Origin of the sequence: Maribacter polysaccharolyticus (assembly GCF_028882255.1) — a bacterium.
In the GTDB taxonomy this organism is placed as follows: Bacteria; Bacteroidota; Bacteroidia; order Flavobacteriales; family Flavobacteriaceae; genus Maribacter_A; species Maribacter_A polysaccharolyticus.
Window position 1 is genome coordinate 182,144 of the sequence record NZ_JARBUY010000005.1, and the last position, 14,894, is coordinate 197,037.

The window sequence follows — 14,894 nt, forward strand, 5'->3', positions numbered from 1 at the left end:
ATTTTACTTTGTTGTTTTTATGGGTATCCACTATTTTAAAGGATATGGCCAGATTGATTCACTTATTCCAAATGTTGCCCATTTTTCAACAAAATGGATTTTAAACTTTCATAAGAAATATCTTGAACGGGTTTACCTGTGTCAATGGCTAAAGAAGCTGCTGTAGCTGCAGACTCCCCTAAAACCATGAATACCGGTTCCATACGAATAGAGCCAAATGCAATATGAGTTGAACTAACACAAACAGGTACTATTAAATTTTCACATTCTCCTTTTTTAGGCACCAAGGATCTATAACTTATTGGGTATGGTTTAAATCCGTGAGCCTCAACATTACCTTCGTTTTGGACATATCCGTTCGCGTCTACATAGCGTTGTACATTATGGGAATCCATACCATAAGCCGCTAAACCGATTACGTCTTCAGCTACTACCAACCCCTCACAATTTTTCTGGGTCATTACATAATCACTGATCATACGTCTAGCCTCACGAATATATAATTGTTGTTGCCAACCGTCCTCTCTTTCAAATTCATCTTTTGCAGTACCCCATTTTGAGGCCTCCTCCCGCACTTCCTTCGGAATCCTGGGGTGATTGGCCAATGTCCACATTAATCCCATTTGATAATTTCTGTGGTCTTCGATTATTTTTTCCCTTTCAGCATAGGAAGCATCTGGGTAATCATAATTTTTGCCGATATAATCCGTTGAGAAACCAAATCTATTATTTGAATCGGTCTTGCGATTTGGCATACTGGAATTTATTAATGGCAACAAAGGGCCACCCTTATAATACATATCCTGTACAGAACCTACTCTAGCTTCATAATTGCGGAATAACAATTCATAATTAAGTTCATCATAATTTGCAGGTTTCTTAAATACAATTCGGTTTTCAGGATGATCGGTCAAACACATTCTAAAGCAATAGGCTTGTATCTTATCATCACCTTCCCCTTCGAGACCAGGCTTCTCATTTACATTGGGCAGTAAACCGCTTTCGGGGTCGCCTTTTACAACATAAGGATCGACGCTTGGGATAAAATTATGGTTTTGTCCATTTATTGAGACCAATCTGGTCAACGATAGGTTTATTTTATTTGCTTGTACCCCATTTAGCGTTTCTCCAAATTCTTCATTACTTTCACGACCAACAGCATAACTAACCCCGGCAGAAGCTAGGAGGTCACCTTCATAAGTTGCATCAAGGAATACCTTACCTATAAATTTCTTTCCACTTTCCATAGTAATCGATACTATCTTCCCATCAACCTTATTTACACCCGAATCCCTATTTAACCTCTCGTCATATACAACCTTAACCTTCTCTTTTTTCATCATATCATGATAAACAGACAATGCAGCTGAGGGCTCAAAAGTCCACATGGTAGGCTCACCCTTTTCCGTTCGTGTTTGACCTCCATCTTTATATTCCGATGGTTTCTCCCATTTCCAGTTCTTTTCGTCATCATAATATTTTTTGATGTTTTCATAAAACTCTCTAGAGATTCCACCTATTGCCTGCTTGTTACCTATATCCGTTTGGCCCAACCCACCTGTTGTCAACCCTCCTAATCTGTTGGTTGGCTCAATTAACACTACAGACTTATCCATTCTACTGGATTGAATAGCCGCAGCTACTCCTGCTGAAGTTCCTCCATAAATGACTATGTCATATTTCTTTGTTTGGGCATCCAAAGTCTGAAAGATTATTATGAGTATAAAAAAGCTTAATAAATTCTTCATATTCCATTGTTTTACGATTAACGTATAATTGTGTTTTATCTGGCATCATATAACATTGTACCATCATCCCAAACTGCTATCTATGTAACCGTTATTTGAGTGATATTTACTGTAATCCCATCATAATTGTTTTTCCATATCGGAAGTGGACCCATTACTTATTTTCAATGCATCATCAATAGAAAGCAATTAGCTAACAAGTAGTTTGAATACCTAAATGCTATTCTATAATGGGCAAACCAAATAGAGGGATTTCCTTTTCGGTAATAATCAGTGGCATTTAATCCTATAACCGTTGCGTCATACATATAAATCCATTATCAACAAAAATGTCAGGAAAATACAGGCCCAATACCAGGCCTGTATTCTGACTTGTTATTAAGTTAATATCCAGGATTTTGATCTGATTGATTAATTGCCGGATTATTGTTGATCTCATCTTCAGGAATTGGCCATAAAAAGCGTTCATCTATTATGTTTTTACCTGCCGCAGTAAAAGCTTCCCTAACTGTTCCTGTTCGTTTTAGGTCAAACCAACGTCTTCGTTCCAATAAAAATTCATACGCTCGTTCCTGCAATACTGTATTTCTAAAATCAACGGCTCCCAGTCCAGAAGGATAATCTTCAGAAGAAGGTATATTCAGGTCTAGACCATATGCCCGTCTTTTTATTATATTCAATCGCTCCAACGCAAGTGCCGTTGGGCCTCCATTTGCATTACTTGCCGCCTCCGCATAAATTAAATATGCTTCAGCAAATCTATAAATAGGTACGCTGTAAACATTTTGCCCAGAACTGTTGGAAATGAATTTTTTGAAGAGTACCGGCAATGTTTCTGGTAAAGGCACCCATTCCCCCCCAGAATTTTGATACTGTGTATACAAATTAAAATCCTTTCGAAAATCATTATCATCCCAGCTTTCCCCAATAAATGAATTGGTATCAGGGAGCCATGCAAAGTAACCGGTAGATGAATAATTGTATGGTAATGCCAGCCCTCTATGTATATATGTTGGAATGCCCGAAGTTTTTGTTTCGGAATGATGTACCGACATAATATCTTCGGTACTTGAATCCACGGCAAAAATCTTATAAAAATCATCTGGATTTTCGACTTCAACTAAGCTAAAAGGACCGTTAACAATAACATCATCAGCTATGGCTGCTGCTGCTTCCCAATTTTCCAAAGTTAAATAAACATGGGCCAATAGCATTTTTGCTGCCCATTTGGAGGCCCTACCCGTTTGTGATCCAGTTTCGCCAAGACTACTTTCGGCAGCCAAAGCATCTGCGACAATTAATTCATACACCTCACTTTCAGGTTCCCTTGCTGCTTCTACAGAACTCAAATCTATACTTTCACTAGTCTTAATCGGAACAGCTCCCCAACCACGAACCAATTCAAAATAACTTAAAGCTCTTAAAAAATGTGCTTCTCCGAGAATCTGTTCTTTTACCTCTGTGTCTATATCTTCTATTTCTGATACATTGTCCAAAACCGCATTGGCTCTATTGATTGTCGTATACAGAGAAGACCAATTTGAGGCACACCTACCAATGCTTGTTTGATCCAATATTTGATCCCAAATAGTAATCGGTGCTTGTGACCCTCTTCCGAAGATAAAATCGCCGTGCAGCTCTGTCATTAAATAATGGTTCATCCCAAAAAAATCACTTTGCAAACCAGCGTAAACACCAACAATAGCAGCTTGGGCATCTTTTTCATTATTGTAGAAGTTTGCCTTGGAGACAAAATCTTTTGGAACTTCCTCCAATGTTTTTTCACAGGCAGGGAAACACAAGATTATTATTAATCCTAAAACTATATTTTTCATAATGTTATGTCTTTATAAATTAAAATCTAAATTTTAGACCAATCGCATAAATCTTGGCACTAGGATAACTACTCTGATCGTGACCATATCGTAATCGATCTCCGATATTACTGGAATCAGTTCCTCTTGTATTTGCCTCTGGATCAATACCTGAATAATTGGTAAAAGTGAATAGATTGGTACCAGAAATATATAATTGAAGCATGTCAAAATCATTTAGACCCATTTCAGAAACGGGGAAATTATATGCCAACCTTATCGACTTAACACGCAGATAACTCGCATCTTCAATAAATCTGTCGGAAACGGTTATTTGGGTGGCACTACTAATTTTAGGGTATTTTGCATTGGGATCTGGATTTTCAGCCGTCCAATAATTTCCAATAATATCCCTAAATTGATTATTGCCTCGCTGAAAGGAATTTAAGTGTGTTCCATTGGTGGCATTGAATAATTCGTTTCCTTGAACCCCTTCCAACATCACATTTAATTCAATTCCCTTATAACTGAAATTAGAAGTCAATCCATAAATGAAATCCGGATGGTAACTACCCAAAATCACACGGTCCAACGAATTAATCAATCCATCAGGAACACCATCGGGTCCGCTAACATCCTGATATTTAATGAAACCATTCTCATCCAAACCATCTTCAAGAAGTCCATAAAAAACTCCTAATGGTTCTCCTTCTCGTGCAATATTTGCACTTGGCCAAACTGAACTTTGTGCTGCCCCAAAAATATCACTGTCCCCAGCAAGCTCGATCACTTTATTTCTATTGGCAGAAATCTGTGCTGAAACATTCCATTTAAAATCATTTCTCAGAATATCAGCATCAACACTAAATTCAATTCCCGAATTTTGTATTTCTCCAAGATTTCTTAGAATTGAGCTAAATCCGACACTTGATGGGAGCGGTACCGATGCAAGTAAGTCTTTAGTATTCTTTTTATAGTAATCAAATACAAACCTTAATTGATTATTAAATAGATTTAGATCAAACCCAACATCCAACTGCCCAGTAGTTTCCCATTTCAATGCGCTATTGGAAATACCGGCAGGATAAAATCCAATGACGTCAGCTTGATTCTCAAAAATAAATTTAGTCGAGTTCAGTCTATCAAGTGATTGATAGGGATTAAGTGCCGTATTACCCGTAATACCATAACTCGCCCTTAATTTTAAGTTGGAAATGGTCGAGCTATTTTTAAGAAAGGCTTCATCTGAAACACGCCATGCTAAAGCTGCCGATGGAAAATATCCCCATTTATTATTAGCACCGAACCTTGAAGAACCATCGGCCCTGATACTGGCAGTCACCATATATTTACCGTCATAGGAATAATTTACCCTCGATAGAAAAGAAGCTAATGTCCAATCAAAATATCCGGACCAAGGATTTCCGATGGTTTCAGCAGCGGCTAAATTATAGTTCTCGGTAATATTATTAGAAAAACCACTTACATATATACCAGAGTAACGGTTCATTTGTGTTTGATAGGTACCACCACCTATGATATTTAAAACATGTTTTTCATCAAATGTTTTTGAATATGTCAAGACATTTTCGGTTAAAAAGGAATTAAAATAGTTATTCCCCTCCTGAGCGGAACCCCTATCATTTTCATAAACAATTGGTGTAAACAACTCACTACGCGAGTTTCTATATTGTAAGCCTAATAAAGTCTTGAAAGAAAGACTAGGAGTAATTTGAAATTCAAATGTAGAATTTGCTAATACACTATTTGAAAAACTAAGATTTTTATTTAGTGTAGACAATAATGGGTTTCTCATATCGGCAGACCCAAAATTATAAATCTGTCCTATTTGAGTAGGGAGACCATCTTCATCATACAAAGGTAATGTAGGTGGCGCCGAAGCAGCAGCAGAAAGCATTGATGTACCTCGGTATCCGTTGTCAACATTGACTGAATGGGTCTCACTTCTCGACAATTGAAGGTTAATACCCATTTTCAACCAACTTTTCAATTCTTGATCTAAATTAACTCTAACAGAACCTCTTGTAACTCCTGAATTTTCTATGATTCCTTCTTGATCATAATAATTACCGGATATAGAATATCTACCTTTATCAGAACTTCCGGAAAAAGTAATTGTATGGTTCTGTACAGGTGACGTTCTAAAGATCGCATCTAACCAATCAGTTCCTGGGTTCTGAACTTCATCAACATTGAAATAAGGTTCCAGACCTTCATTTTTTAACCATTCATTGGCTATAACGGCATATTCTTTTGCATTGAGTAAATCATATTCATTTATGGCTTGTTGCATACCAAAGTAATTATTTACCTCAATTTTACTTTCTTGGTCTTTTTCACCTCTTTTAGAAGTGATTATCACGACTCCGTTTGCTCCCCTTGAACCATAAATTGCGGTTGCAGATGCATCCTTTAAAATATCAACTGATTCAATATCCGCTGGATTTAAATAATCTATACCGCTTGTAACTGGAAATCCATCTACTACATATAAAGGTTGATTATTACCGATTAAAGAATTTCCTCCTCTAATACGCACCTCTATTCTAGAACCGGGAGTACCTGAGTTTTGAGTAACTCTAACCCCTGAAGCACCGACTTTAAGTGCTTGCGCCATGTTGAAAACCGGAACCGATTCAAGGGTTTCGCTTTTAACCTGAGAAACCGCCCCGGTCAAATCTGCCTTCTTCATTGTGCCATAACCAACGACAACAACTTCTTCCAAGCCTGAGGCACTTTCTTCTAAAATAATACTAAGATTTTTTTGGCTGTTCACTTGAATCTCTTTCGTAGCATATCCAAGATAAGAAACTACTAATATTGCATTGTCATCCACCAGTTCTATAGCGAAATTACCGTCAAAATCTGCCGTTACACCATTAAGCGTTCCCTTTTCTATGATATTAGCCCCTGGCAGCGGTGTCCCATTAGAATCTGTTACATTACCCATTATTATTTGCTGTAACCTTTCAAGGCTTTGTGAATCCGACCTATCACTAATGCCATGTTCCCTTACTCTCTGCTTCAACAAGATTTTTCGATCATCTATTTCGAAAGACGTATCAACCCCTTTAAATAGTAATTCCAAAACCAAATCAATAGTTGCTTTATCTACCTTAATAGAAATTTCTCTATTGAGATCAACGGCTTTAGTATTGAACAAGAATTTAAACTTGGTCGTAGCTTCGATTTCATCAAGAATCTCCCTCACCGCTGTATTTTCCCTGTCAATCGAAATTTTGGTTTTTTGTGCATATGAAGAATTGGCCTGCATTAAAAAACTTACTATTAAAAAAAATAGAAGTGATAATTTCATTTTAACGTCATAATTTAGGTGCCAAGAGTGTACACCCTTTGACTTTGGTGGTTTTTTCATATTTTTGAATGTTTATTTGTGATTACGCAGTTAGTGTGATCATTTTCTTTAAATCGGGAAATGTTCCAGCATTTTCCGATTTTTTTTATTGCACTTTATTCTAGTATTAAGATTGAAAACGATCATGGTTAATTCCTTTGTTTTTATATCATAGGCGTTATGTATTAATTAATGATTATTTTGTTTTCAACAATTTGGTATTCAATCCGGTATATTTTATTGAAATAATTAAAGACCTGCTCAATGGTTTCGTGGTTCAATTCGATCGTGGCATTAAAGGTTTCGTCTGCTAAATCCTTATTGTTATTGATTATAACCACATTATAATGTCGTTCTAACTTACGGGTAATATTTTCGAACGTTTCGTTCCTAAAAACCAAATTACCTGCCATCCATGAAGTGTAAAGGGATGTATTGACTTTTTGGTCCACAATATTCTTATCCCTTTTATTATATGCACCCATATGCCCTGGCTTTAGAAATACCTCTTTTTCCTTTTTTAGTGTTTCACCCTGCTGCGACAAGGCTACGGACCCTTCTATTAAAACGACTTCGGTATTCTCATCTTCGGGATAATTGGTTATATTAAATCTGGTACCATACACTTTAACGTCGAGTTCCTGGGTATTGACGATGAACTGTCGTTTTTGGTCGTGACTGACTTCAAAATAAGCTTCACCGGATAAAACCACTTTTCTAGGACCGTTTGGATTGAATGATATTGGATAAGTAATGGAACTCCCCGCATTCAACTGGACTTTTGTTCCATCAGAAAGTACAACTCCAAATCGCTTACCTTTGGGAATTGTCAGCGTATTATACTTCAATTCTGAATCATACTCATTTACTTCATAGACTAACTCTTTTCCTTTTTGATTACCAATTACTTCACCATTATCATCAATCAATTGATGGTTACCTTTCTCTGTGATTACTTCTATCTCCCCATTCTCCAATTGTAAAGTGATGGCATCTTCCCTAGGCTTTATCAATTTGTCCTTATCATATTTATTCTTACTGATAATGAACCCTAGTCCCATAAACAAAATGGCGATAGCCGCATATTTTAAAACCCACACGACCCTCATTTTGATCACCGGTTTTTTATCCTTACGTATTTCACGAAGAAGCTCGTCTTTAATTTTATCTAGACCAGGGTCGTTCATAGTTAAATTTATCGCAAATTGGGTTTTAACATATTCTTTGAAAATACTTTGATTCTCTTTTTTTTTCAGCCACTCGTTCAAAAAATTCAAATCCTGAATATCAGCAGACTGTGAAAGATATTTTACAATTCGATTTTCAACATCTTTAGAAATCATTTGAGGTCCATTTATACTATTAATACAAGCCAAATTTTCAATACCCTAACTTTTTTTTAGATATTTTTTAAAATTCATATTATTTTTAACCATAAATTGCCAAATAACCAAAAACCATGAATTTCAACGATAATAGAATACTCATCGAAAACCTTATTCTAGGGGAAGAAAAGGCCTATATCTTTCTTTTGGAGAAATACCATAGACAACTTAACGCTTATGCACTTACTTTAACCCATGAGCAGGCTCTAGCCCAAGACCTTGTTCAGAACGTTTTTTTAAAGACCTGGAAATCCAGAAAAAAACTTAACCCACAATTTTCAATACGTAATTTTTTGTACAAATGTGTCTACAATGAATTTTTGAATAATTATCAGAAAAACAAGGCCGTTGTATTATTGAATAAAAAATATATCGAATATGCGCATGAAGTTGCAGAGGAAATCGATGATAATATCATTGACAAAATGATGGAAATCGTAAACAAAGAAATTCGAAAGTTACCCCCAAAATGTCAACGTATATTTATTCTTAGTAAAAAAGAAGGGCTTACCAATAATGAAATTGCCGATTACCTAAACATATCAATAAAAACTGTAGAGGCCCAAATCACCAAAGCATTTGGTATTTTGAAAACTGAATTAGGTGAAAAATATGAAACTATCTTATTGTTGATTTTTGGAATTAATATAGGGAAATTAAAGGCGAATCCTTTAATTCGTAAAATGAAGTTTTGAAAATGCTAATTTCCGTGCTAACTTCCGAGACTTATTGTACCCCATAAGCCTCAATACCCCATAAAATATAGGAAAATAATTTCTGTATCGGAAAGTAACCTATGGGATGGATTCCCCGCTGATTTCGGCTGGATTCCTTCCAATTCATTAAGAATCCGTATTGATTACCGAAAGGGACACAAGGTTCTATGGGTTGAAAAACAAGGAAAATGTGTGTATTCCCCCTGTTCGTACATAGTCTAACCGAAATCCATAGATTTCACATATTTTTTGGTTGATGGCCAGACCAAGGCCAAGGGAATCTTTTTGCGAGGTACCTTTTTGAAAGCGACTGAATAATTTTTCAGTAGGTATATCCGAAACTTCGCCCGTGTTGGTGATCTCAAATATATCGTTGTCCAACACCATACTAATCGTCCCCCCCTCTTTATTGTGCTGTACCGCATTTTTGATAAGATTGGTAAACAGGATGTCGGCCAGGATATGATCGCATTCCAAAGTTACCGTATCTAGGTCTTTGGACACTTCGAGATGTTTAAAATTGATGATCTCCTCCATATTGCCAAGGATGTTCTCTATGATGTCACGAACATCAATACGCTCCAATCGTTTAAACTCAAGATTCTCGATTCTCGAAATCAGGATCAACGATTTGCCTATTTTGGAAAGTTTATTGGTTTCTTGATATATGGTATTTACATTCTGAATTTCCTTTGGGTCCAAATTATCACTTCCCAACAGCAACACTACTTTGTTCCGGATCGTGGCCAGAGGGGTCTGTATCTCATGTGAAATGTTCTCGTTGAATTCCTTAAGGTTTTTAAAATCATTTTTTATCTGATCGATCAACGTCTCAATGACCTTATTAAGTGTTTCGAATTCACTTGTCTTGGTTTTTTTCAGACGAATGGGCTCTTTCTGGGCCACATTGTATTTCTCAAGTTTGGCCAGATTTTCGAAAAAAGGACTCCAGGCCCATTGGTATATATTCCGATCGATATAATAAAGTCCGCCATACAATAGCAATAAGATGACACCATTGGAAGCCAAAATCCACCAAATCAACCCGTTGATATCCAACAACACATGTTTAAGAGTGATTTCCACAGGCTGGGAATCGACCGATGATCTAAATGTATATGTACGATAAGGTATGTTCCCGTTGGCATAGGGTTCAAAAAATAACGTATCCCTGAATTCCTCAGGGCGGAAATTATCCGCAGCTATCGGCTCGATGCGATACAGGTAATACGAGGATAAAACCGCTCCATCTTTTTGGAGACCATAATCGATACGCTTACGTTCATCCAAGAGCAACTCATCTATTTCGCGATATACCAAGTGGTTGACCAGCAGGTAGTCCAGGGCAATCATAATGGGTAAAAACAATACCAAAAAAATCAGGTATTGGTTAATGGTCTTTTTGAAGAGGTTCATCCGCGATCAGTAAATTTGTATCCCACGCTGTATATCGATTGAATATAGTCGGTTCCGCCCGTTTCGGCAACTTTCTTCCGTACATTGGCCAGGTGGGTATAAATGAATTTATAGGAATCGGCCATTTCTATATGGTCGCCCCAAAGGTGTTCCGCTATCGCCTCCTTGGTCAATAACCGATGCTTGTTGATCATAAAGAAGTGTATGATGTCGAATTCCTTTTTGGTAAGGTTCAAAATATGGTCGTTCACAAAAACCTCATGACTGTCGGGCTTGATCTTAATTTCGTTGAAAACGATTTCCCTGCTCCCATTGTAAGCCTTTCTTCGATAAAGTGCCTTGATCCTGGCATTGAGCTCGGCCATGTAAAACGGTTTGGCCAAATAATCGTCTGCCCCTATCTCTAGGCCCCGAATTTTATCCCCCACTGCGTTCTTTGCCGAAATAATGATGATTCCCGTATCTATGTTTTCCTTTTTTACCTCCCTTATGATGTCCAAACCGTTTCCATCGGGCAAGGTGATATCGACGATCAATATGTCGTACGGGAAGAATCCTATTTTATCATAGGCCGTTTTATAATTGGGGGCAATTTCGCAGATGACCCCTTCTTCTTCCAAAAAGCTTTTGATATCGCGTAGCAGTTCTTTATTGTCTTCAATTACAAGTACTTTCATTCCCGCCAATTTTTGATCATTTCTATACATGGGAGCCTTATCAACTAAGGACAGGACAATTCCCAATGCGTACCTTGGCAATTCCCTTAACAAATTTAAACATAAGTTTCAGCATCCGCCCATGATATTAGATCTTTTACTACATTACAGAAACTTAAATTTTCCTAAAGAATTATTTCTTTAATTATAAAATATTGGTTGTTTTAGTACGAAAATCACAATATCATGAAAAAAATTCTTGTACCTACCGATTTTTCGCCCGTAGCCGACAATGCCTTAAGATACGCCATTGAAATAGCCACTGTTTTTAAAAGTAAAATATATCTATACCATTTTTTTTCCTATGACCGGTTCAATTTTGATTTAAATCTACCCAAGGACAAGCAGCCCTACGTAAAAGAATTGGAACGTAGTATGAAAAGAACTAAGTTGAAATTCGATGATAAGATAAAGGAGAGAGGATTGTCGATCAAAACCTATGTAAGGGAAGGCAGTATTTTTTCCCTCTTCAAAACAAAAGTCCAGGAATATGAAATCGATATGATTGTTTTGGGCAGCAAAGGAACATCGGGAATGACGAAATTTTTTTTCGGTAACATTGCGGCCAGTGCATTGGAATTGGCAGAGGTGCCTGTTCTGGTTGTCCCACCCGATCACGATTTTACCCAACTACAGCATATTGTCCTGGCAATGGACCAAATAAAGGTACCGCCAAATGTGCTTTCGTCCCTTCAAAAATTAACTTCGGAATTTGGGTCCAAAGTGACCATCCTTCACGTCAAGGCAAATGTAAAAAAAGGCACCGACAAGGTACCTGATTTAGGTCTCGAGGGGGTGGAAACGACATTTCGTGAAGTGCAAAGGTCGAAAAGTATCAATAATACCATTAACGAATTCATTCGCAAAGAGCCTTGTGAGCTACTTTGCATGGTGCGCAGAAAAAAAGGTTTTTTTGAAAAATTATTTAAAAAAAGCATTACGGAAGTACAAGTGTTCAACAACCAGGTTCCACTATTGGTGCTGCCTGAAGTTTGAACCAACAACGGGTCGACCAAATGCACTTACAAAAAATGAACCATGAAACTAAAAAAAGAATTAGGATTATTTGATGTTTTCGCCGTTAGTACAGGGGCCATGTTCAGTTCCGGTTTTTTTCTGTTACCCGGACTGGCCGCCCAATATACGGGACCTTCAGTGATTTTGGCTTATTTTCTTGCAGGTATCCTGATATTGCCTTCGATGTTCAGTGTTGCCGAAATTTCGACCGCCCTGCCGCGATCCGGAGGAGCGTATTTCTTTCTTGACCGCAGCTTGGGACCCATGATGGGAACAATTGGCGGTATCGGAACCTATATCGCCCTACTCTTGAAAACCGCCTTCGCCCTTGTAGGTATCGGTGCCTATGGCGCCATATTTTGGGATATTCCGATAAAGGAAACAGCCGTGGTCTTTGCTATTTTATTTGCCATTCTGAACATCTTTGGAGCGCGAAAATCCTCGGGTATCCAGAAGGTATTGGTCGTTGTATTGCTCGTGGTACTCGGAGCATTCGTAGCCGATGGATTCTGGAATATTTTTTCCGGCAACCAGCCCGCCATCAATTTTGACAAGAATAATTATAATCCTTTTTTTACCGGAGGCTTGGACGGCCTTGTTTTTACCACGGGGTTTGTCTTTGTATCGTACCTGGGCCTGACGCAAATAGCCAGTGTGGCCGAAGAGATCAAAAATCCGGGGAGGAACATCCCATTAGGGATGGGGTTGTCGTTATTGGTCACCGCTTTGATCTATGTGCTCGGGGTTTTTGTCATGGTATCGGTAATCGGAAATGAAGAACTTACCAAAGACCTTTCGCCTGCAGCTACCGCGGTAGAACATTTATTTAGCTGGCTTCCACCAAAAACGGGTCTCTACATTATCGTAATCGCCGCTTTATTTGCCTTTGCTTCTACGGGGAATGCGGGCATATTGGCCACTTCCCGTTATCCCTTGGCCATGGGAAGGGATAAATTGTTCTCCGAAAAATTCAGTAAAATAAGTCGTTGGGGAACACCTATACCGGCCATCCTTCTCACTGCGGGATTAATCATCCTGTTTATCATCGTCTTAACCGAGGAGGGAATCGTTAAACTCGCAAGTACCTTTCAATTGTTCATTTTCATGGCCTTGAACTTTTCGGTAATCGTTTTCCGAAATAGTAAAATTGCTTCTTACGACCCTGGTTATCATTCCCCACTTTACCCTTGGATGCAATTGTTCGGGATTATTTCCTCCCTAGCCTTAATGTTCTATATGGGATGGGGAGCCTTGGCGTTTACTTTGGCTACCATTGTTTTTGCTTACCTATGGTATATATTTTTCGTGCGCTCAAAAGTTAAAAGAGAAGGGGCCATTTATCACTGGTTTGCTTTATTGGGCAAACACCAACACGATGAACTTGAGAATGAGTTTATGATGATCTTACGTGAGAAGGGACTTCGCCAGGATGACATTTTCAACCAGACCATTGTACGTTCGAAAGTACATTTGGCACAAAAATCGACTTTTGAGGATTTGGTACATGAAGTAGCAAATTCCATTGGCGTTGAATTACAGGTAGAAGGTGCTATTTTATATGAAGAATTTCTAAAGGCGACCCCGATAGATCCCGCCTTGGTCATCCCTGAAGTATCCCTTCTTTATGCCAAACATCCCGATATCATCCATCCTGTGCTCCATATCGCACTTTGTGAAGATGGCATTGATAAACCTGTGGAAAAGGACGGGAGAGCGAGTAAGGAAAAAATAAAAATATTCTTTTTTCTGGTCAATGATAAGAACAAACCCAAAGAGCAACTACGTATGCTGTCGAGTATCATGAATATAGTAGAACGTGATTATTTTATCAAGGACGTATTCTCTTCGAAAACCACAAGGAAAATCGTCGAGTATCTCTTACATGACAAGCGTTATATCTCATTTTCATTGACAAAGGACGAACCGTCAAATGTTCTTATAAATAAGAAACTCATGGAAGTAAAACTACCCCAGGATGTTTTGGTCGTGTTTATCGATCGGGACAACTCCTCCTTTGCGCCGAAGGGCAATACCGTACTTCTCGAAAACGATGTCCTTACCATTGTCGGTGAACCTTCATCGATCAATACGTTGTATGATCAATACATCCTATCCAATTAGATGGCCTTCCCTTCGATTTCCCATGAATCGAAACCACGCTTTTGGCACTTTACCTCGCCATTATGAGGACATAGGCATACCATGATTCCATTCAATGGCGTTTTTAGGACACTAGGCACTGGGCAATCCGGTCATTGTAAAGATCATGACAAACAAGGCTACGGTTTCCACGATACCGATGATCATAATGTATTTTGCCGTATCGTTCGCCCCGGAGGCTATGGCATCACAGGCCCTTGCCCCCGTCTTACCTTGAAAAATAGCGGAGCCCGCCATGGCTGCGCCCGCTACCAGACCGATAACAATTTGCCATGGGTACGAATCCGGTGCCAGATTCGCATCGGCAATGGCATTTTTAAGGATCATCCCGTAAATGACCTGCGAAAGGGGGGCTCCTACAAAAATAAGCAGGGCCGTTGCCGCTTTTTGTCCGCTGATGATCATTTTCTTCCAAGCCCCTATAGCGGCCATACCCGCTATTCCCGTGCCTATTGCGGATCCTATCGAAGCGATACTTAGGGACATTCCCATATCACCCAAACCTGTTACCGTCGTTGTCAATAGTGTCATATCTATCATAATCTA

10 protein-coding genes are annotated in these 14,894 nt (G+C 38.4%); 3 read left to right on the plus strand and 7 right to left on the minus strand.

Annotated features, from left to right (window positions below; translation table 11 throughout):
- Positions 1-62: 62 nt before the first annotated feature.
- The 4 genes from PHU20_RS16510 to PHU20_RS16525 form a co-directional block, all read right to left on the minus strand.
- Positions 63-1,748, minus strand: coding sequence for an FAD-dependent oxidoreductase (locus tag PHU20_RS16510; RefSeq protein ID WP_274826510.1), 1,686 nt, complete (start codon positions 1,746-1,748; stop codon positions 63-65).
- A 383-nt stretch (positions 1,749-2,131) separates the two neighbouring features.
- Positions 2,132-3,583, minus strand: coding sequence for a RagB/SusD family nutrient uptake outer membrane protein (locus PHU20_RS16515; RefSeq protein ID WP_274826511.1), 1,452 nt, complete (start codon positions 3,581-3,583; stop codon positions 2,132-2,134).
- 19 nt (positions 3,584-3,602) lie between these two features.
- Positions 3,603-6,959, minus strand: a complete 3,357-nt coding sequence (locus PHU20_RS16520) for a TonB-dependent receptor (RefSeq protein WP_274826512.1) — start codon at positions 6,957-6,959, stop codon at positions 3,603-3,605.
- Between the two features lie 164 nt (positions 6,960-7,123).
- Entirely contained in the window at positions 7,124-8,281 is a 1,158-nt protein-coding gene (locus PHU20_RS16525; RefSeq protein ID WP_274826513.1) for a FecR family protein, read from the minus strand.
- 116 nt (positions 8,282-8,397) lie between these two features.
- Between PHU20_RS16525 and PHU20_RS16530 the strand changes: the two genes are divergently transcribed.
- Complete coding sequence (locus tag PHU20_RS16530) at positions 8,398-9,018, plus strand: RNA polymerase sigma factor (RefSeq protein WP_274826514.1); 621 nt, start codon at positions 8,398-8,400, stop codon at positions 9,016-9,018.
- 186 nt (positions 9,019-9,204) lie between these two features.
- On the opposite strand, the gene PHU20_RS16535 is transcribed toward PHU20_RS16530, so the two are convergent.
- Together PHU20_RS16535 and PHU20_RS16540 are read right to left on the minus strand one after the other, a co-directional pair.
- The gene (locus tag PHU20_RS16535) at positions 9,205-10,455 is read right to left on the minus strand and encodes a sensor histidine kinase (RefSeq protein ID WP_274826515.1); all 1,251 of its coding nucleotides are present in this window, start codon (positions 10,453-10,455) and stop codon (positions 9,205-9,207) included.
- On the minus strand, positions 10,452-11,132 hold the full coding sequence (locus tag PHU20_RS16540) for a response regulator transcription factor (RefSeq protein ID WP_274826516.1): 681 nt from the start codon (positions 11,130-11,132) through the stop codon (positions 10,452-10,454). Before PHU20_RS16540 ends, PHU20_RS16535 begins: the two co-directional genes overlap by 4 nt.
- A gap of 225 nt (positions 11,133-11,357) precedes the next feature.
- Between PHU20_RS16540 and PHU20_RS16545 the strand changes: the two genes are divergently transcribed.
- Entirely contained in the window at positions 11,358-12,167 is an 810-nt protein-coding gene (locus tag PHU20_RS16545) for a universal stress protein (RefSeq protein ID WP_274826517.1), read from the plus strand.
- Positions 12,168-12,209: 42 nt separating this feature from the next.
- Positions 12,210-14,309, plus strand: a complete 2,100-nt coding sequence (locus PHU20_RS16550; RefSeq protein WP_274826518.1) for an amino acid permease — start codon at positions 12,210-12,212, stop codon at positions 14,307-14,309.
- A 111-nt stretch (positions 14,310-14,420) separates the two neighbouring features.
- On the opposite strand, the gene PHU20_RS16555 is transcribed toward PHU20_RS16550, so the two are convergent.
- A complete protein-coding gene (locus PHU20_RS16555; RefSeq protein ID WP_274826519.1) occupies positions 14,421-14,888 on the minus strand; it encodes a hypothetical protein in 468 nt (155 codons plus the stop codon).
- Between the last annotated feature and the right edge of the window lie 6 nt (positions 14,889-14,894).